We start from the raw sequence: 18,265 nt of genomic DNA on the forward strand, positions 1-18,265 counted from the left end.
GTCCCATCTCCGGAGCCAGCCCATGAACGCCCCGACCACCGTCCTGAAGCAGCATCTGATCGATCCGGAGATCTGCATCCGCTGCAACACCTGCGAAGAGATGTGCCCGGTCGACGCCATCACCCATGGCGACGACAACTACGTGGTCGACGTCGCCACCTGCAATTTCTGCATGGCCTGCATCGCCCCGTGCCCGACCGGTGCCATCGACAACTGGCGCATGGTGACGACGCCGTGGTCGCTCGACGAGCAGCATTCCTGGGGCGAACTCCCCGCCCAGCCCGAACTCGGCGGCCTCGCCACGCTCGAGGCGATCGACGACGAGGTCGGCGCCATCATCGCCTCCGCCCACGGCGGTGCCGGCGGCAAGTCGGTCGCGCCGAAGTCGGCGGGAAAGCCGGCGATCAATCTCTTCAACCGCGCCAGTCCGGCCCGCGCCCGCGTCACCGGCATCTACCGGCTGACCGCGGACGATGCGACGACCGACATCCGCCACGTCATCCTCGACTTCGGCGACACGCCCTTCCCGGTCCTCGAGGGCCAGTCGATCGGCATCGTCCCGCCGGGCGTGGACGCGAACGGCGAGCCCCACCGGGTGCGGCTCTATTCCGTCGCCAGCCCCCGCCACGGCGAGCGGCCGAACCACAACAACCTGTCCCTGACTGTCAAGCGCGTCGAGGGCGGCGTCTGTTCCAACTGGGTCTGCGACCTGAAGAAGGGCGACGAGGTCACCGTCACCGGCCCCTTCGGCGCGACCTTCCTGATGCCCGACGACCCGACCGCCAACATCGTCATGGTCTGCACCGGCACGGGCTCGGCTCCCTTCCGCGGCATGACCGAATGGCGCCGGCGCACCCAGCCCAATGCGCCGGGCAAGATGGTGCTGTTCTTCGGCGCCCGCCGGCCCGAGGAACTGCCCTATTTCGGTCCGCTGCAGAAGGTGCCGGAGAGCCTGCTGACCAAGTTCTTCGCCTGGAGCCGCGTGCCCGGCGAGCCCAAGGTCTATGTCCAGGACCTGATGCGGCGCGAGGCGGCGCTGATGGCCGATCTGCTGAAGTCCGATCGGACGCATCTCTACATGTGCGGCCTCAAGGGCATGGAGACCGGCGTCGACGAGGCGCTCGCCGACGTCTGCCGCGGCGCCGGCCTCGATTGGGAGGCGCTGCGTGGCGTCATGCGCGAGGCCGGCCGCTATCACGTCGAGACCTATTGAGGCATCTTCCTCCAAAGGACCGTCGCAGGAGATGCCCATGGCTGCGGCCACCGTGCTGGAATTGACCGCCTTCGGCCTCGACGGGCTGCGCATCGCCCGGCGAGAGCTCCGCGAGCCCGGCCCCGGCGAGGTCCGCCTGCGCCTCGATCACGCCAGCCTCAACCGCCGTGACCTGCTGCTGGTCGAAGGTATCTACAATCCGAAACAGGCGCTCCCCGTGGTGCCCTGTTCCGACGGCGCCGGCATCGTCGAGGCGGTGGGCGCGGGTGTCGGCCGCGTCGCGCCGGGCGACCGCGTGGCGCTGCATTTCTTCACCGGCTGGCTCTCCGGAGAGGCGACGACGGAAAAGCTCTCGACCGCGCTCGGTGGCCCCGGCGGCGACGGCACGCTGGCGACGCGGATGATCGTCTCGGCCGAGGCGGTGGTGAGGCTCCCCGACGCGATCGACCTCGAATGCGCCGCGACGCTGCCCTGCGCCGCGCTGACGGCGTGGTCGGCGATCGTCGATCTCGGTCGCGTCCGCCCCGGCGACACGGTGCTGATCCAGGGCACCGGCGGCGTCTCGCTCTTCGCTTTGCAGTTCGCGGTCCGCGCCGGCGCGAAGGTGATCGCCATCACCTCGTCGGAGGAGCGCGCCGAGGTCCTTCGCCGGCTGGGTGCCGCGGCTGTCGTGAACTACCGCGAGACGCCGAAATGGGGCCCGGCGGTGCGCGATCTCGCCAGCGGACGGCTCGATCTGGTGGTCGAGGTCGGCGGCGCCGAGACGCTCGATCAATCCATCCGCTTCGTCCGCCCCGGCGGCACGGTGGCGCTGATCGGCGTGCTCTCCGGCAATTTCGCCACCTTCAATCTGTCGCTCGCGGTGATGCGGCAGGTCCGCCTCCAGGGCGTCACCTGCGGTGACCGCGAGGCCTTCGAGGCGATGCTGCGTGCGATCGCGCTGTCGCCGATCGATCCGGTGATCGACGCCCGCTTCCCGCTCGCCGAGGCGCCGGCCGCCTTCGCGCGGATGAAGGAGAACGCCCACGTCGGCAAGATCGTCGTCGATCTCGGGAGCGCCGCATGAGCGACACCCTTCTCGTCCGCGTCGAGATCCGCGATCGGTTCCGCGTGCTGCGGCTGAACCGGCCGGACCGGCTCAACGCCTTCACCGAGGATCTCCACCGCGCCCTGATGGCGGCGCTGGTCGAGGCGGAGGCCGATCCTGCCTGTCGGGCGATCCTGCTGACCGGTGAGGGCCGTGCCTTCTCCGCCGGTCAGGACCTCTCCGACCGCATCCGTGCCATCGCCGAAGGCCCGCTCGATCTCGGCCGCTCGCTCGCCGAGTTCTACGAGCCGCTGGTCGAGAAGATCCGGTCGATCCCGATCCCGGTCGTCGTGGCGATCAACGGCATCGCCTCCGGCGCGGGCCTGAACGTCGCCCTCCACGGCGACGTGGTGATCGCCGCGAGAGGCGCGAAGCTGACCGAGCCCTTCTCGCGTATCGGCCTCGTCCCCGATGCCGGCGGCTCGTGGCTGCTGCCCCGCCTCGTCGGCCGGGCGAAGGCCAACGCGCTGGTCTTCCTCGCCGAGACGATCACCGGCGAAGAGGCGGCCCTCCTCGGTCTCGTCGCCGAGGCGGTCGACGACGATCGGCTGATGGAACGGGCAGAGGCGATCTGTGCCCGGCTCGCCACCGGCCCGCGCGCGGCCCTCGCCCGGCTGAAGCAGGTGATGCGCGCCGCCGAGACGAACGATCTTTCCGCCCAGCTCGTCGTCGAGCGCGAGGCGCAGCAGATCTCCGGCCGCCACGCCGACTATGCCGAAGGCCTCGCCGCCTTCGCCCGGAAACGCCCGCCGCACTTCGACTGAGATCCTCGATCCCCCGACGGCGGAAATCCGCCGTTTCGCCCGCGGCCCCGCCGGCGCGCGGTCGCTCGCGCCCGTCCGTCTGCCGCCCACCATACGAAAAAACACGCAGAAATCGGCCTGCACTATATTGACAGTATGCTGACGATCTATATCGTGAGCCTCAATCGGTTCAAGCGGCCGGAAGTGCCGCGCATGCCGAAGGAGAGGGCCGAAAAGGCCCCCGAGGAAACGAGAGAGGGCATCCATGCGTATCGATCGCCGCATCCCCTTCGCCGCCGCGCTCGTCGCCGGCACGATGCTCGCCGCCCCGGCGGCCTTCGCCGAGGATCCGATCCGCATCGGCTTCCTGTCGACCTTCTCCGGCCCCGGCGGCCAGCTCGGTCAGGAGCTGCGCGACGGCTTCGACCTCGGTCTCGCCGCCACCGGCGGCAAGCTCGGCGGACGCGCCGTCGAGGTGATCCAGGGCGACGATCAGGCCAAGCCCGACGTCGGCCGCCAGGTCGCCGACAAGATGATCGAGCGCGACAAGGTGCAGATCCTGACCGGCGTGAACTTCTCCAACGTCATGCTGGCGGTGGCCAAGCCCGCGCTCGACGCCGGCGCCTTCGTCGTCTCGGTCAACGCCGGTCCGTCGCAATATGCCGGCACGCAGTGCCATCCGCACTTCTTCGTCGCCTCGTTCCAGAACGACACGTCGCCGGAGGCCATGGGCCTCGAGGCCACGAAGCGCGGCATCAAGAAGATGTATCTGATGGCGCCCAACTATCCGGCGGGCAAGGACTTCCTCGCCGGCTTCAAGCGCACCTTCAAGGGCGAGGTCGTGGGCGAGGTCTACACCGCCTTCGGTCAGCTCGACTATGCCGCCGAGATCGCCCAGCTGCGCGCCGCCGCCCCGGAAGGCGTGTTCTTCTTCTATCCGGGCGGCATGGGCATCAACTTCGTCAAGCAGTACGATCAGGCCGGCCTGAAGAAGACCGTGCCGCTCTACGGCCCCTCCTTCTCGCTCGACCAGACGGTGCTGCCCGCCATGGGCGACGCCGCGGTCGGCGCCTTCGCCGCCACCCACTGGGCGGAAGACGCCGACGATGCGGCGTCGAAGACGTTCCGCGCCGACTTCGAGGCCAAGTACGGCCGCTTGCCGTCGCCCAACGCGGCGCAGGCCTACGACACGGTTCTGGCGCTCGATGCGGCGCTGAAGACCGTCGGCGGCAAGGTCGAGGATGCGGCCGGCTTCCAGAAGGCGCTGGAGACGGTCAAGTTCGACAGCCTCCGTGGCAAGTTCCGCTTCAACACCAACCACTACCCGGTGCAGGACTTCTGGCTCGCCGAGATCGTCAAGGACGCCAAGGGCCGCCCGGTGATGGCGAAGCGCACGCTGATCGCCGCCGATCACCAGGATTCCTACGTCGCCAAATGCGCGATGAAGTGAGGCTAGGCGGGAAGGCGGCTCTTCCCTTCTCCCCTTGTGGGAGAAGGTGCCCCGTCAGGGGCGGATGAGGGGTCGCGCGCCTCGCGCATCGAAGCCCGATCGTCTCTCCCCTCGTGAAAGCCGACCGATCGCCGGAGCCTCGCGATGACCTTCGCCCTCTTCGCCGAACAACTGCTCAACGGCATCCAGTTCGGCGTCACCCTGTTCCTGATGGCATCCGGGCTGACGCTCGTCTTCGGCATCATGAACTTCATCAATCTGGCGCACGGCTCGCTCTACATGGCGGGCGCCTTCCTCGCCGCGTCGGTACAGGCGGCGACGGGCTCCTTCGTGCTCGGCATTCTCGTCGCGATCCCCGCGACCGCGGCGCTCGGCGTGGTGCTGGAGCTCGGCCTCTTCCGCCGCTTCTATGCCCGCAACCATCTCGATCAGGTGCTCGTCACCTTCGGCATCGTGCTGATGGCCAACGAGGCGACGCGCCTCGTCTTCGGCCCCGTGCCGCTGCGCATGCCGCTGCCGCCGGCGCTCGCCGGCTCGATCGAACTGGCGCCCGGTCTCGTCTACCCGACCTTCCGCCTCGTGGTGCTGGCGGTCGGCCTCGCGGTCGCAGGCCTCCTGTGGCTCGTGGTGATGAAGACGCGGCTCGGCATGTGGGTCCGCGCCGGCTCGTCGAACCGTGCCATCGCGTCCGCCATGGGCGTCGACGTCTCTCTCGTCTTCGCCGGCCTCTTCGCCTTCGGCGCGGCGCTCGCCGGTCTCGCCGGGCTGATGGCCGGGCCGATCCTGGCGGTGCAGGTCGGCATGGGCGAACCCATCCTCATCCTGGCGCTGGTCGTCACCGTCATCGGCGGCATCGGCTCGATCCGCGGCGCCTTCGTCGCGGCGCTGATCGTCGGCCTCGTCGACACCTTCGGCCGCGTCATGCTGCCGCCGGCGCTCGGCTCGATGGCGATCTTCCTCTTGATGGCGCTGATCCTCGCCTTCAAACCCAAGGGACTGTTCCCCGTCCATGGCTGAGCTCGACCCGCACCGCCCGACCCCGATCGACCGCTTCGCGCCCGTGGTCGCGATCGCGATCCTCGCCGCCGTGCCGCCGGTCGCGAACGCGCTCGGCGACCCCTTCCTGATCAAGCTGGCGACCCGCGTCGTGGTCTTCGCGATCGCCGCGATCGGCCTCAACCTGATCGTCGGCTTCGCCGGCCTCGTCAGCCTGCTGCATGCCGGCCTCTTCGGCGTCGGCGGCTACGTCGTCGGCATCGCCGCCTTCCACGAGTTCAACGGCGAGGCGCTGGCGCTCGGCCCCTTCGTCTGGGACGGCACCGCGGATCTGGCGATCACCCTGCCGCTCGCCGGTCTCGTCGCCGGCCTCGTGGCGCTCGCGACCGGCGTCGTCTCCTTGCGCACCTCCGGTCCCTATTTCCTGATGATCACGCTGGCCTTCGACCAGATGCTCTATTACGGCGCCGTGGCGCTGCAGAAATACGGCGGCGAGGACGGGCTGCAGATCCTGTCGTCGATCACTTTCGCCGGCCGCGACGTCTCCGCCCGCACGCCGTTCTTCTATCTCGCGCTGAGCGTGCTGGCGGCGACCGTGTTCCTGCTCGGCCGCGTCGTCTCCAGCCGCTTCGGCATCGTGCTCCGGGCCTCGGCCGAGAACGAGCGCCGTGTCACGGTGACGGGCATCCCGCCCTATGCCTACAGGCTCACCGCCTTCGTCGTCTCCGGCGTCGTCTGCGGCCTCGCCGGCGCGCTGCTCGCCGCCGGCCAGCAGTTCGTCTCGCCGGCCGACATGAGCTGGGTGCGTTCGGGCGATCTCGTCGTCATGGCGGTGCTCGGCGGGCTCTCGACCATCTGGGGTCCGATCGTCGGCGCCGCCGCCTTCGTCATCCTCGAACTGGTGCTGTCCTCCTGGACGCAATACTGGCAGCTCGCCTTCGGCGCGATCATCGTCGTCGTGGTGCTGACGCTGCGCGGCGGCCTCGCCGATCTGGTGAAGCTCGCGACGAACGGGAGGGCCGCCCGATGAGCACGCATCGCCTGCTCGAGGTGAAGGGCCTCGTGAAGAGCTTCGGCGGCCTGATGGCCACCAACCATCTCGACTTCGATCTGGTGGAAGGCGAGATCCACGGCGTGATCGGGCCGAACGGCGCCGGCAAGACGACCTTCGTCTCGCAGCTCCAGGGCCAGCTCCTGCCCGATCTCGGCTCCATCCTGCTCGACGGCGAGGACGTCACCCGCATGCCGGCGCATCTGCGCGCCCGGCGCGGCGTGGCGCGGTCCTTCCAGATCACCTCGCTCGTCCCCTCCTTCACCGCGCTCGCCAACGTCATGCTGGCGGTGCAGGGGCGCGAGGGTCATTCCTTCCGCTTCTTCCGCCGCGCCTGGACCGATCCGGCGCTGGTCGAGCCGGCGCGCGAGGCGCTGGAGACGGTGGGGCTGGCGGACAAGGCCACCACCATCGTCGCCGATCTCTCGCACGGCGAATGCCGTCAGCTCGAACTCGCCATGGCGCTGGCGATGAAGCCGCGTCTGCTGCTCCTCGACGAGCCGATGGCCGGCATGGGGCGGCAGGACGGTGCGGCGATGACCGATCTCGTCGCCCGCCTCAAGGGGCTGACGACCATCGTCCTGATCGAACACGACATGGAGGCGGTGTTCCGCCTCGCCGACCGCATCTCGGTTCTGGTCGCCGGCCGCGTCATCAAGACCGGCCTTCCCGCCGAGGTGCGCGCCGACGAGGACGTCCGCGCCGCCTATCTCGGCCATTCGCACTGAGGAGGTGGGACATGCTGCTCGAAGTCACCGACCTCCACGCCGGCTACGGCTCGTCGAAGGCACTGTTCGGCATCTCCTTCGACGTCGCCGAGGGCGAGGTCGTCACGCTGATCGGCCGCAACGGCATGGGCAAGTCGACCACCGTCAAGTCGATCACCGGCCTCCTCAAGCCGACCGCCGGCACCATCCGCTTCAAGGGCGAGGCGATCGGCGGGGCGGCGCCTCATCGCGTCTGCCGCCTCGGCATCGGTCTGGTGCCGGAAGGCCGCGGCATCTTCCCCAATCTCTCGGTGCGCGAGAATCTGGTGATGGCCGGTCGCCCGGGGGCCCGCAGCCGGGAGGCCTGGACGCTCGACCGCGTGCTGGCCTTCTTCCCGCGCCTCGCCGAACGTCTCGCCAACGGTGGCAACCAGCTGTCGGGCGGCGAGCAGCAGATGCTGGCGATCGGCCGGGCGCTGATGACCAACCCCGATCTCCTCATCCTCGACGAGGCGACGGAAGGGCTCGCGCCGCTGATCCGCCAGCAGATCTGGAAGGCGCTCGACGTGCTGAAGGGGACGGGTCTCGCGATGATCGTCATCGACAAGGAGATCGAGGCGCTGGCCGACTTCGCCGATCGTCACGTCGTGCTGGAGAAGGGCGAGGTCGCCTGGCGCGGCACCACCGCCGAACTCCTCGCCGACGCGTCGATCCAGGAAACCTATCTCTCGGTGTGAGGCGACGATGACGACACGCAGCCTCGTCCGACCGTATGGAGCCTTGCCCGTCGGCACCCTGTTCGGCTTCACCCTGAGGTGCCCGGCGGAAAGCCGGGCCTCGAAGGGCGAAGCCTCGACGGGCCGTGCCTCTCGGCCCTCCGCCCTTCGAGGCTCGCTGCGCTCGCACCTCAGGGTGAAGGGCCTCTGCCCGGGTCCGACGAAGACCGGGGTCTCACTTCGGCTCGTAGGGCCGGAGCGGCGCGCGCGACCGGTCGTTGCCGGCTTCCGCCGCCTTCGACGCCAGCCGGACGAAGGTCGCGCGTTCGTCGTCGTCGAGCCCGTCGAGCATCAGGATCTGGACGCGCGCGACGATCGGATCGATCTCGGCGATCAGCGCCTCGCCCTCGGGCGTCGGGAAGATGCGGCGCACCCGGCGGTCCTCGGGGGCGGCGGCGCGGCGGATGTAGCCCTTCTCCTCCAGCCGGCCGACGACGCCGCCGATGGTGGTTCGGTCGTAGGCGATGGCGCCGGCGAGCGACACCTGATCGATGCCGGGATATTTCTGCGACGCCTTCAGCGCCGCGTACTGCACCGGCGTCAGGTCGTGCCCGGCCTTGGCGCATTCGTCGTGGAACAGCGACACGGCGACCTGGTTGAGGCGCCGGATCACGTGGCCCGGCATGGAATAGATGGCGATGTCGTGGTCGAGGCTCATGGAAGGATCTCGTCGGGTGCGTCGGCGCGAAGCGACGGCAACGGGCTCGGTCATCATCGGTCTCGTGTCTCCGCGCGCAAGTCCATTCTGCGATTCGAGCCGCATCTTGACTCGGATCGATCTATCAGTATACTGATTAATGAGTGCAGCATACATGAAACTTTCGTCTCGACCACTCCGCCTCATGCGGTAGTCTGGGCGGCGAATGCCTCCTTCCACTTCTCGAGGAACGAACCGACGTGACCAAGCTCCTGTTTTCCGTCGCCCCCGCTCCGACCGTCGCGGTCGTGGGCGACGAGGCCCGCTACCCGGTCAACCGCATCTTCTGCGTCGGCCGCAACTATGCCGACCACGCCAAGGAGATGGGCGTCGAGGTCGACCGCGAGGCGCCCTTCTACTTCCTCAAGCAGGCCGGCGCGATCGTGCCGACCGGCGAGACCATCCCCTATCCGCCGGGCACCGCGAACTTCCACTACGAGATGGAATTCGTCGTGGCGATCGGCGCGCCGGCCTGGCACGTGCCGGTCGAAAAAGCGATGGACGCGGTCTTCGGCTACGCCTGCGGCCTCGACATGACCCGCCGCGACCTCCAGCTCGAGGCGCGCGCCAAGCAGCGGCCGTGGGACTTCGGCAAGGACTTCGAGAAGTCCGCCGTGATCACGCCGATCCTGCCCAAGGCGGCCTTCGGCGCGATCGGTCCGCAGCGCATCACCCTCGCGGTCAACGGCGCGACCAAGCAGGACTCCCATCTCTCCGACCTCGTCTGGTCGGTCGAGGAACTCGTCTCGCACCTGTCGCGCTACTACCACCTCGTCCCCGGCGACCTGATCTACACCGGCACTCCGGCCGGTGTCGGTCCGGTGGTGGCGGGCGACACGGTCACCGGCTCGATCGACGGCCTGCCGCCGCTCGACCTGAAGATCGGCCCGGCCGACGCGATCTGAGGGAGAGGGCGATGCGGTTCCACGGCTTCTTCCGTTCGGGCGCGGCCTGGCGCTGCCGCATCGCCTTCGCGCTCAAGGGCGTGACGCCGGACTTCGTGCCGGTGCATCTGAGACGCGGCGGCGGTGAGCAGAAGACGCCCGCCTACCGCGCGCTGAACCCGCAGGGGCTGGTGCCGACCCTCGAGGTCGACGGCCATGCGCTGACCCAGTCGCTGGCGATCGTCGAATGGCTCGAGGAGACGATCCCCGAGCCGGCCTTCCTGCCGAAGGACCCGTTCGAACGGGCCGAGGTCCGCGCCTTCGCCCTGGCGATCGCCGCCGACATCCATCCGATCTGCAACCTGCGCGTCCTGAACCACCTCAAGGATCCGATGGGCCACAGTCAGGACGAGGTCGACGCCTGGTATCACCACTGGAACGCCCTCGGCCTCGAGGCGCTCGAGGCGATCGCCCGCCGCCATGCCGGCAAGGGGCGCTTCGTCTTCGGCGATACGCCGGGCATGGCCGAGATCTGCCTCGCGCCGCAACTCGGTGGCGCCCGGCGCTTCGGCGTCGATCTTGCGGCCTATCCGCGCCTCGTCGAGGTCGAGGCGGCGTGCAACGCCTTGCCCGCCTTCGCGAATGCCGTGCCGGGCAAACAGCCCGACGCGGAGGCGTGAGAGAGGCGGCGTCGCGATCCGCCGTCCGATCGGCCGTGCGATTCGCGGTGCGCCGGTGGATGGAAGAAACCTCGACGGCCGTTCGCATCTCAGATTGACAGTATACTGATGATTATGCAGCATACCGAAATCGAACGAGGCCGCGCAGACGGCCGGGCAATCGGGAGTGAAACGACATGAGCAAGGCGAAGAGGTCCGTCGTGGTGGCGGGCGGCGGCATCGGTGGTCTCTCGGCGGCGCTGTCGCTGGCCAAGACCGGGTTCCGCGTCACCGTCCTCGAACAGGCGGCGCAGTTCGGCGAAATCGGCGCCGGCATCCAGATCGGCCCCAACGCCTTCCACGCCATGGACTGGCTGGGCGTCGGCGATGCCGGCCGCGCCAAGGCGGTCTACATCGACAAGCTGATCATGATGGACGGCATGTCGGGCGACGAGATCGCCCACATTCCGGTCGACCAGCCCTTCCGCGACCGCTTCAAGAACCCCTATGCGGTGATCCACCGCGCCGATCTGCACGGCGTGCTCTACGACGCCTGCGTGGCGCACCCGGACGTGACGCTGGTCAACAACGAGCGTGTCGTCTCCTACGAGAACACCGCGACGGGTGCCAAGGTCGTCACCGAGGCCGGCCACGTCTTCGAAGGCGACGCGGTGATCGGTGCCGACGGCGTCCGCTCCAAGATCCGCGAGCAACTGACCGGCGGCGACGCACTGAAACTCTCCGGCCACGTCGCCTATCGCGCCGTGCTGCCGATCGAGGACATGCCGGAAGACCTGCGCTGGAACGCGGCGACGCTCTGGGCCGGCCCCAAGTGCCACATGGTCCATTATCCCCTTCAGGGCTGGAAGACCTTCAATCTGGTCGCCACCTTCGTCACCGACATCGCCAATGTCGGGACCAACGAACCCGGCACCTCCGAGGAAGTGCTGTCGCGCTTCGGCAACATCGTGCCGAAGGCGCGCAAGCTGCTCGAAGTGCCGAAGACCTGGCGGCGTTGGGTGCTGGGCGATCGCGACCCGATCGAGAACTGGACCGACGGCAACGTCGTCCTGCTCGGCGACGCCGCCCATCCGACACACCAGTATTTCGCGCAGGGTGCGTGCATGGCGCTGGAGGACGCGGTCTGCCTCGGCGACGCGCTGACGAGGCACGAGGACTTCAATACCGCCTTCCTCGCCTACCAGACGCTACGCATCCCGCGTGCCTACCGCGTCATCCTGTCGAGCCGCGAACTCGGCCGCGTCTACCACGCGCAGGGCGTCGAACGCCTCGTGCGCAACAAGTGGCTCGGCGACAAGACGCCTGACGGCTTCTACGACAGCCTCGCCTGGCTCTACGGCGGCAACGGCCTGTCGGACTGATCAACGAAAAAGAACGACGAGATTCCGGAGGAAACGCACGATGTCCGAACTCGGAAGGCTGGAAGACCTGCCGCTCGACTACCGCCACGGCCTGACGGCGCGCAATCTGGTGCCGCTGTGGCCGGCGCTGCGCGCGGCACTGCCCTACGGCATCCCGTCGCGGCGGACGAAGCCGATCCTGTGGCGTTACGCCGACGTCCGGCCGCAGCTGCTGGAGGCCGGTCGCCTCACCCCGATCGAGAAGGCCGAGCGCCGCGTGCTGGTGCTCGCCAATCCGGGCCTCGGTCTCGACAACATGCAGGCGACGCCGTCGATCTACATCGGCATGCAGCTGATCCTGCCCGGCGAGACCGCGCCCAACCATCGCCACTCTCCCTCCGCCGTGCGTTTCGTGGTGGAAGGCGAGGGCGGCTTCACCATCGTCGAGGGCGAGAAGTGTCCGATGGAGCCGGGCGATCTCATCCTGACCCCCTCGGGCCTGTGGCACGAGCACGGCCATGCCGGCACCGGCCCGGTCGTGTGGATGGACGCGCTCGACCTGCCGATGGTCTATGCGCTCGAGGCCTCCTACTGCACCGAAGGCGCGCCGCAGACCCCGCGCAACGAGGCCGACGGCTCGCAGACCCGCTATCGCCGCGCCGGCCTGCTGCCCTGGTCGGCGGTGACGCGGCCGCGGGCGAACTATCCGCTGGTGCGCTTCCCCTGGCGCGAGGTGAGGGCGGCGCTCGCCGATCTCGAGAGCGTCACCCCGCGCGGCGAGGCGGTACGGCTCGCCTACGTCAACCCGGAGACCGGGGCCGAATGCATGCCGATCCTCGGCTTCTCGGCGATCCGCCTGCGTCCCGGCGAGACGCTGCGCCTGCCGCGCCACTCGGCCTCGGGCGTGATCAACGTCGTCGACGGCGCCGGCACGGCGCGGATCGACGGGGTGGAGCTCGCCTTCGAGCAGTTCGACACGATGGCCGTGCCGACCCACGCCGAGGTCGAGATCGAGAACGCGTCGGCGACGAAACCGGCCCATCTCTTCGTCGTCGACGACGCCCCGATGCAGAGGAAGCTCGGCTTCTACGAGCTGTTCGGCTGAGATCGATCGGACGGGACACACGAAGGGGAGGCACCCGCCGGGCGCCTCCCCTCCGGCGTTTCGGGCGGGTGGGCGCGGTGCTCCCCGGGGATCGTTGCGCAACTCGGGGAACCGAGTTCGACGCCGTGCGCGATGCTTCGAGACGGGCGCCCATGGCGCCCTCCTCGGCATGAGGCGTTTGTTTTTTTTGAAGAGGACGTATACGGAACCTCATCCTGAGGAGCGCCGCAGGCGCGTCTCGAAGGATCGCGCACGGCGTCGATCCGGACTCTTTTCGAACAGCGTAAAGGTCTCCCGAGGGGAGGGCGGAGGCACGCGCCGCCGGACATCGGTCGGCGCCCGCCCCCGGCGGAATGGCCGCAGCGTCGCCCGCCGCTGTCGCGACCACGAGCCGGTTCCCCGTCTGCCGCTCTCGCCGCCGGTTCCAGGCCCCGCCGCTCTCTCCGCCGCGCCACCCCGTTCGTTTCTCCCCACCCCCACCCCACCCCCCCTCCACCCCCGCCTCCGCGATCGCCCCCTCATCACGTTCGAATCACGAACAATATTCGTCGATGCGAACATCGCATTGGACGGCGGGCGGTGGCCGTGGAACCATTTCGACATCGGCAGGCGCGGCCGGTCGGCTTGCCGCCGTGGCGGTGCCGACGGGTGCGGGCGTGGGGCGACGGGTCGGGCGGGGGACGCTCGACCGGCGTGACCGCGCCGACCGCCGCCGATTTCACCAGACATCCGACCCCGGTCCACAGGGGCGCATCATCCGGCCGGCGCGACGGCCGACGAGGAGGGGAACGCATCGCATGGCCGAGGTCTTCGTCTGTGACTACGTCCGCACGCCGATCGGCCGTTTCGGCGGGGCGCTCTCGTCGGTGCGCGCCGACGATCTCGGCGCCGTGCCGCTCAGGGCGCTCGCCGCCCGCCACGCCGGGCTCGACCTCGAGGCGATCGACGACGTGATCTTCGGCTGCGCCAACCAGGCCGGCGAGGACAATCGCAACGTCGCCCGCATGAGCCTGCTGCTCGCCGGTTTGCCCCTGGCGGTCTCCGGCACCACGGTCAACCGGCTCTGCGGTTCCGGCATGGACGCGGTGATCATGGCGGCCCGCGCGATCAAGGCCGGCGAGGCCGACCTGATGATCGCCGGCGGCGTCGAGAGCATGTCGCGCGCGCCCTTCGTCATGCCCAAGGCCGAGACCGCCTTCTCGCGTGCCGCCGAGATCCACGACACGACCATCGGCTGGCGCTTCGTCAATCCGCTGATGAAGGCGCAGTACGGCGTCGATTCCATGCCCGAGACGGCGGAGAACGTGGCGGAGGATCACGGCATCTCCCGCGCCGACCAGGACCTCTTCGCCTGGCGCTCGCAGGAAAAGGCCGCCGCGGCGCAGGGCAGCGGTCGCCTCGCCGCCGAGATCACCCCCGTGACCATCCCGAGGCGCAGGGGCGATCCGGTGGTGGTCGACCGCGACGAACACCCGCGCGCCACCACGCTCGAGGCGCTCGCCGCCCTGCCGGCGCCGTTCCGCAAGGGCGGATCGGTCACCGCCGGCAACGCGTCGGGCGTCAACGACGGCGCCGCGGCACTGATCCTCGCCTCCGAGGCGGCGGCGAAGCGCCACGGTCTGACGCCGATCGCCCGCGTGCTCGGCGGGGCGGCGGCCGGCGTGCCGCCGCGCGTCATGGGCATCGGCCCGGCGCCGGCGTCGCAGAAGCTGCTCGCCCGGCTCGGTCTCTCGGTCGCCGATCTCTCGGTGATCGAGCTCAACGAGGCCTTCGCCTCGCAGGGGCTGGCGACGTTGCGCGCCCTCGGCATCGCCGACGACGACGTTCGCGTGAACCCCAACGGCGGCGCCATCGCGCTGGGCCATCCGCTCGGCATGTCGGGCGCGCGCATCACCGGCACGGCGGCGCTGGAACTGGCGCGTACCGGCGGACGCCATTCGCTCTCGACCATGTGCATCGGCGTCGGCCAGGGCATCGCCGTGGCGCTGGAGCGGGTGTGAATCAGAACCCGCGATTGCGCGTCATGTGGGTCGGCACGGCGAGGCCGGCGCCGATCGCGCCCAGCGTGAAGACGACGCGCAGCAGCGCCTCCGACGAGGAGACCATCAGCGCGCCGGGATCGGCGGCGCCCGGCGTCGTCAGGGCGAAGAAGCCGAGCAGCGCCTTGCCGAAGAAGGCGCCCGGCACCATCGGGATGCAGCCGGCCAGCCCGATCGCGTCGGCGCCCTCGCCGCGCTCGCGCACGAAGAAGACGACGAGGCTCGCCGCCGTCAGCGCCGCGACGAAGGAGGCCGCCTCCAGGCTCCACTGCGCCGAGAGGCACACCGTGCGCACCGCGAGCGCCAGAGCGCCCGCACCGGCGCACCAGCGCAGGTTGGCGCGGCCGAAGTTGAACAGCACGCCGAAGCCGACGGCCGCCACCGCGCCGAACAGCGCCTGATGGCCGATGGTGAGGAGAAGGGGCGGGATCGCGGTCACGAGAAGGCCCTCATCAACGCGTTGGCGCACCAGATGCCGGTGGTGGAGAAGACCATGATCATGGCGACCACCACGGCGCGGGCCGAGCCGACCGTCGGGAAGCCCTCCATGATGTCCATCTGCGCATTGGTCGCCGGCACGCCGGGGACGAGCAACAGCGTCGAGGCCATCAACGCCATCTCGACGCTGCCGGAGCCGAGCAGCTTCGCCCCCCAGCCGCCGATCGAGCCGGCGGTGAAGGCGACCAGCGCCGCCATGACGTGGAGGTTCACGCCGCGCCGCAGCAGGTGATGGCGTCCGAGCTGGCCGATCGTCCCGCCGACCCACACCGGCACGAAGCCGGCCCAGTCCATGCCGAGCAGCCGGCCGAAGGCGGCGCAGGCGAGGCCGGTGGCGAGCGCGATGACCATCGGCGAATGATGCGGCGTCTCGCGCACCAGCCGGTCGAGCCCTGCCTGGACGTCGGCGGCGGTGCCGCCGGTCTCGCGGATCTCGAGGGCATAGCGGCGCAGCGCCAGATCGAGCCGGTGGTTGACCGCGTGGCGGCCGACCTCGGACATGCGGGTGATGGTGATCGAGCCGACACCGACGGTCGCCGCCAGCGAGGCATAGCCGCAGCGCACCCCGACGCTCTCGGCGCCGAGCCCGAGGGCGACGAGACGAATGCCCTCGCGCACCACGCCGACGCGGGCGCCGCATTCCATCATCAGCCGACCGAGGCGCAGCGCCGCGTTGGCGATCTGCTCGAGATCGCGATGACGCGCCGGCACCGACGGATCGGGATCGGCGTCGGCCGCCGCGGCCTCGGGCGTGGTCATGGGCGCTCCGTCGTGAGATCGGTCGGCGCGAGCCGGCCGAAGAGCGTCGCAGAGAAGGGATCGCGAGTCGAGATCCCCATCCTCACTCCGCCGCGGCGTCGAGCGTCGAGGCCGTGCGCCTGGCGGCGCCGTCGCCGGCCTCCGCCTGGATGGCGGTCAGCGCGATCGTGTAGACGATGTCGTCGACGAGAGCGCCGCGGGAGAGGTCGTTGACCGGCTTCCTCAGGCCCTGCAGCATCGGGCCGACCGAGACGACGTTCGCCGAACGCTGCACCGCCTTGTAGGTGGTGTTGCCGGTGTTGAGGTCGGGGAAGATGAAGACGTTGGCGTGTCCCGCGACCGGGCTGCCCGGCGCCTTCTGGCGGCCGACGCTCTCGACGGAAGCCGCGTCGTACTGGATCGGGCCGTCGACCGCGAGGTCGGGGCGACGCTCCTTCACCAGCCGGGTCGCCTCGCGCACCTTCTCCACGTCCTCGCCGGCACCCGAGGAACCGGTCGAGTAGGAGATCATCGCGACGCGCGGCTCGATGCCGAAGGCGGCGGCCGAATCGGCCGACTGGATGGCGATCTCCGCCAGTTCCTCGGCATTCGGGTTGGGGTTGATGGCGCAGTCGCCGTAGACCAGCACCTGATCGGGCATCAGCATGAAGAAGACCGACGACACGATCGACGAGCCTGGCGCGGTCTTGATCAGCTGCAGCGCCGGGCGGACGGTGTTGGCGGTGGTGTGGACGGCGCCCGAGACGAGGCCGTCGACGTCGCCCTCCGCCAGCATCATCGTGCCGAGCACGACCGTGTCCTCGAGGCCCTTCTCGGCCTGGACGGCGGTGAGCCCCTTGGCCTTGCGGCGCTCGACCATCGGGCCGACATAGGCGCCGCGGGTCGTCTCGGGATCGAGGATCTCGACACCGTCCGGCAGATCGATGCCGTGGTCGGCGGCGACCGCTCGCACCGTCTCCGGCTTGCCCAGCAGGACGCAGCGGGCGATGCCCTTCTCGGCGCAGATCGCCGCGGCGCGCAGCGTGCGCGGCTCGTCGCCTTCCGGCAGGACGATGCGCCGGTTGGCGGCCCGCGCCGCCTCGACCAGACGATGGCGGAACACCGGCGGCGGCATCAGGGCCTCGACCGGCAGGTTCATGCGCGACAGCAGCGGCTCGACGACGATCTGCTCGGCGACGAAGGCGATCACCCGCTCCATCCGCACCGCGTCGTCGCGACCGACGTGGCTCGACAGATTGGCGAGTTTCGTCGCCGTGGTGAAGGTGTCGTCCCGGGTGCCGAGCTGCGGCAGGCGGTCGAGCGGCGGCAGGCGCAGCAGCGCCTCCACCTCCGGCGCCGGGCGCGTTCCGCAGGTGAAGAGCAGACCGGCGAGCGGCATGCCGCGCTGGGCGACCAGCGCCGTGGCGAGGATCGCGTCGGAACGGTCGCCGGGGGTCACGACGAGCGTGTCGGGGCGCAGATGGCCGATCAGCTTCTCGCAGGAGCGCGCTGCCACCAGATGCGCCTGGGCGCGGGCGGAGGCGATGTCGCCGCGATGGAAGACTTCGAGGTCGAGCGCCTCGGCGATGTCGAGGATGCGCGGCGCCGACAGTTTCGCGGCGGTCGGCACGGCGGCGATGATCGGCACCTCGGCGCCGCTCTCGAGCTTCAGCAGGCGGGCGGACGCCAGCGTCGCGGCATGGGCGGTGGTGCAGTGGTTGATCAGCACGCCGGCGATCGGTCGGCGACCGTCGTCGCCGTACTGCTCGATCGCCGCCGCGGTCTTGGCGGCGAGCTTGGCGGGATCGCGCGCATGGCCGATCATCACCGGCACCAGATCGGCGCCGAGCGAGCGGATGATCTCGATGTTGAGGCGGGTGGCGATCTGGAAGTCGGCGTCGGGGATCAGGCCCTCGACGATCACCACGTCGTGGGTCGCGCGCACCGTCTCGGCCAGCGCCACCACTTCTTCCATCAGGTCCGACAGCCGGCCGGCGCGCACCATCTCGGCGGCGTGGTCGAAGGGAATCGGCTCGGGCGTCTGGGTACCGCAGAGCGTGCGGGCGAAGTGCGAGGCGAGGTCGGTGTCGCCGACGATCGCCTCGGGCTGCACGATCGGCTTGAGGAAGCCGACCTTGACGCCCGCGAGCTGCAGCGCCCGGACGAGGCCGAGGGCCATCGAGGTGAGGCCCGGCTCGCTCGAGACCGGCACGAGGTAGAAGGTGTGACGGGCGGTGGCGACGTTCATGGCGAACTCCGGG

General features: G+C 69.9%; 17 protein-coding genes. 13 read left to right on the plus strand and 4 right to left on the minus strand.

Annotation, left to right across the window (positions count from 1 at the left end; all coding sequences use genetic code 11):
* Window positions 1-22: 22 nt before the first annotated feature.
* The 8 genes from boxA to ACT541_RS03480 all read left to right on the plus strand — a co-directional run bounded on the left by boxA (window position 23) and on the right by ACT541_RS03480 (window position 7,984).
* Window positions 23-1,213: a benzoyl-CoA 2,3-epoxidase subunit BoxA gene (gene boxA / locus ACT541_RS03445; RefSeq protein ID WP_476134281.1), complete on the plus strand. Its 1,191-nt coding sequence runs from the start codon at window positions 23-25 to the stop codon at window positions 1,211-1,213.
* Between the two features lie 37 nt (window positions 1,214-1,250).
* Window positions 1,251-2,279 carry a zinc-dependent alcohol dehydrogenase family protein gene (locus tag ACT541_RS03450; RefSeq protein ID WP_476134283.1) on the plus strand — a complete coding sequence of 343 codons (1,029 nt, stop codon included), beginning with the start codon at window positions 1,251-1,253 and terminating at the stop codon, window positions 2,277-2,279.
* Window positions 2,276-3,064, plus strand: coding sequence for an enoyl-CoA hydratase-related protein (locus ACT541_RS03455; RefSeq protein ID WP_476134285.1), 789 nt, complete (start codon window positions 2,276-2,278; stop codon window positions 3,062-3,064). The genes ACT541_RS03450 and ACT541_RS03455 overlap by 4 nt, the downstream gene beginning before the upstream one ends.
* A 244-nt stretch (window positions 3,065-3,308) precedes the next feature.
* A complete protein-coding gene (locus ACT541_RS03460; protein WP_476134286.1) occupies window positions 3,309-4,493 on the plus strand; it encodes an ABC transporter substrate-binding protein in 1,185 nt (394 codons plus the stop codon).
* 144 nt (window positions 4,494-4,637) lie between these two features.
* Window positions 4,638-5,510, plus strand: a complete 873-nt coding sequence (locus ACT541_RS03465) for a branched-chain amino acid ABC transporter permease (RefSeq protein ID WP_476134287.1) — start codon at window positions 4,638-4,640, stop codon at window positions 5,508-5,510.
* Window positions 5,503-6,519, plus strand: coding sequence for a branched-chain amino acid ABC transporter permease (locus ACT541_RS03470; RefSeq protein WP_476134288.1), 1,017 nt, complete (start codon window positions 5,503-5,505; stop codon window positions 6,517-6,519). The genes ACT541_RS03465 and ACT541_RS03470 overlap by 8 nt, the downstream gene beginning before the upstream one ends.
* A complete protein-coding gene (locus ACT541_RS03475; RefSeq protein WP_476134290.1) occupies window positions 6,516-7,268 on the plus strand; it encodes an ABC transporter ATP-binding protein in 753 nt (250 codons plus the stop codon). Before ACT541_RS03470 ends, ACT541_RS03475 begins: the two co-directional genes overlap by 4 nt.
* An 11-nt stretch (window positions 7,269-7,279) precedes the next feature.
* Window positions 7,280-7,984: an ABC transporter ATP-binding protein gene (locus ACT541_RS03480; RefSeq protein WP_476134292.1), complete on the plus strand. Its 705-nt coding sequence runs from the start codon at window positions 7,280-7,282 to the stop codon at window positions 7,982-7,984.
* Between the two features lie 214 nt (window positions 7,985-8,198).
* Here ACT541_RS03480 and ACT541_RS03485 read toward each other — a convergent pair whose 3' ends face one another.
* Window positions 8,199-8,681 (minus strand): MarR family winged helix-turn-helix transcriptional regulator, encoded by a 483-nt coding sequence (locus tag ACT541_RS03485; protein ID WP_476134294.1) that lies wholly within the window; start codon window positions 8,679-8,681, stop codon window positions 8,199-8,201.
* Between the two features lie 239 nt (window positions 8,682-8,920).
* Between ACT541_RS03485 and ACT541_RS03490 the strand changes: the two genes are divergently transcribed.
* From ACT541_RS03490 to pcaF, 5 genes are all read left to right on the plus strand, one after another.
* A complete protein-coding gene (locus ACT541_RS03490; protein ID WP_476134296.1) occupies window positions 8,921-9,625 on the plus strand; it encodes a fumarylacetoacetate hydrolase family protein in 705 nt (234 codons plus the stop codon).
* Between the two features lie 11 nt (window positions 9,626-9,636).
* Entirely contained in the window at window positions 9,637-10,284 is a 648-nt protein-coding gene (gene maiA, locus ACT541_RS03495) for a maleylacetoacetate isomerase (RefSeq protein ID WP_476134297.1), read from the plus strand.
* Window positions 10,285-10,460: 176 nt separating this feature from the next.
* On the plus strand, window positions 10,461-11,645 hold the full coding sequence (locus ACT541_RS03500) for a 3-hydroxybenzoate 6-monooxygenase (protein ID WP_476134299.1): 1,185 nt from the start codon (window positions 10,461-10,463) through the stop codon (window positions 11,643-11,645).
* Window positions 11,646-11,685: 40 nt separating this feature from the next.
* Window positions 11,686-12,729 carry a cupin domain-containing protein gene (locus ACT541_RS03505; RefSeq protein WP_476134301.1) on the plus strand — a complete coding sequence of 348 codons (1,044 nt, stop codon included), beginning with the start codon at window positions 11,686-11,688 and terminating at the stop codon, window positions 12,727-12,729.
* 797 nt (window positions 12,730-13,526) lie between these two features.
* On the plus strand, window positions 13,527-14,729 hold the full coding sequence (gene pcaF, locus ACT541_RS03510) for a 3-oxoadipyl-CoA thiolase (RefSeq protein WP_476134302.1): 1,203 nt from the start codon (window positions 13,527-13,529) through the stop codon (window positions 14,727-14,729).
* A 1-nt stretch (window position 14,730) separates the two neighbouring features.
* On the opposite strand, the gene ACT541_RS03515 is transcribed toward pcaF, so the two are convergent.
* The 3 genes from ACT541_RS03515 to pta all read right to left on the minus strand — a co-directional run bounded on the left by ACT541_RS03515 (window position 14,731) and on the right by pta (window position 18,252).
* On the minus strand, window positions 14,731-15,207 hold the full coding sequence (locus ACT541_RS03515) for a threonine/serine exporter family protein (RefSeq protein WP_476134303.1): 477 nt from the start codon (window positions 15,205-15,207) through the stop codon (window positions 14,731-14,733).
* Complete coding sequence (locus ACT541_RS03520) at window positions 15,204-16,025, minus strand: threonine/serine exporter family protein (RefSeq protein ID WP_476134305.1); 822 nt, start codon at window positions 16,023-16,025, stop codon at window positions 15,204-15,206. Before ACT541_RS03520 ends, ACT541_RS03515 begins: the two co-directional genes overlap by 4 nt.
* 82 nt (window positions 16,026-16,107) lie before the next feature.
* Window positions 16,108-18,252 (minus strand): phosphate acetyltransferase, encoded by a 2,145-nt coding sequence (gene pta / locus ACT541_RS03525; RefSeq protein ID WP_476134306.1) that lies wholly within the window; start codon window positions 18,250-18,252, stop codon window positions 16,108-16,110.
* Between the last annotated feature and the right edge of the window lie 13 nt (window positions 18,253-18,265).

Source organism: Pinisolibacter sp. DMC100 (genome assembly GCF_056313705.1).

What these genes read in the sequence shown, in the direction of transcription:
- ACT541_RS03485 (WP_476134294.1), bottom strand. Translation starts at nt 8,681, where the DNA reads ATGAGCCTCGACCACGACATCGCCATCTATTCCATGCCGGGCCACGTG.
- ACT541_RS03470 (WP_476134288.1), top strand. Translation starts at nt 5,503, where the DNA reads ATGGCTGAGCTCGACCCGCACCGCCCGACCCCGATCGACCGCTTCGCG.
- ACT541_RS03505 (WP_476134301.1), top strand. Translation starts at nt 11,686, where the DNA reads ATGTCCGAACTCGGAAGGCTGGAAGACCTGCCGCTCGACTACCGCCAC.
- ACT541_RS03480 (WP_476134292.1), top strand. Translation starts at nt 7,280, where the DNA reads ATGCTGCTCGAAGTCACCGACCTCCACGCCGGCTACGGCTCGTCGAAG.
- ACT541_RS03500 (WP_476134299.1), top strand. Translation starts at nt 10,461, where the DNA reads ATGAGCAAGGCGAAGAGGTCCGTCGTGGTGGCGGGCGGCGGCATCGGT.
- ACT541_RS03465 (WP_476134287.1), top strand. Translation starts at nt 4,638, where the DNA reads ATGACCTTCGCCCTCTTCGCCGAACAACTGCTCAACGGCATCCAGTTC.
- maiA (WP_476134297.1), top strand. Translation starts at nt 9,637, where the DNA reads ATGCGGTTCCACGGCTTCTTCCGTTCGGGCGCGGCCTGGCGCTGCCGC.
- ACT541_RS03450 (WP_476134283.1), top strand. Translation starts at nt 1,251, where the DNA reads ATGGCTGCGGCCACCGTGCTGGAATTGACCGCCTTCGGCCTCGACGGG.
- ACT541_RS03460 (WP_476134286.1), top strand. Translation starts at nt 3,309, where the DNA reads ATGCGTATCGATCGCCGCATCCCCTTCGCCGCCGCGCTCGTCGCCGGC.
- ACT541_RS03475 (WP_476134290.1), top strand. Translation starts at nt 6,516, where the DNA reads ATGAGCACGCATCGCCTGCTCGAGGTGAAGGGCCTCGTGAAGAGCTTC.
- pcaF (WP_476134302.1), top strand. Translation starts at nt 13,527, where the DNA reads ATGGCCGAGGTCTTCGTCTGTGACTACGTCCGCACGCCGATCGGCCGT.
- boxA (WP_476134281.1), top strand. Translation starts at nt 23, where the DNA reads ATGAACGCCCCGACCACCGTCCTGAAGCAGCATCTGATCGATCCGGAG.
- ACT541_RS03455 (WP_476134285.1), top strand. Translation starts at nt 2,276, where the DNA reads ATGAGCGACACCCTTCTCGTCCGCGTCGAGATCCGCGATCGGTTCCGC.
- pta (WP_476134306.1), bottom strand. Translation starts at nt 18,252, where the DNA reads ATGAACGTCGCCACCGCCCGTCACACCTTCTACCTCGTGCCGGTCTCG.
- ACT541_RS03520 (WP_476134305.1), bottom strand. Translation starts at nt 16,025, where the DNA reads ATGACCACGCCCGAGGCCGCGGCGGCCGACGCCGATCCCGATCCGTCG.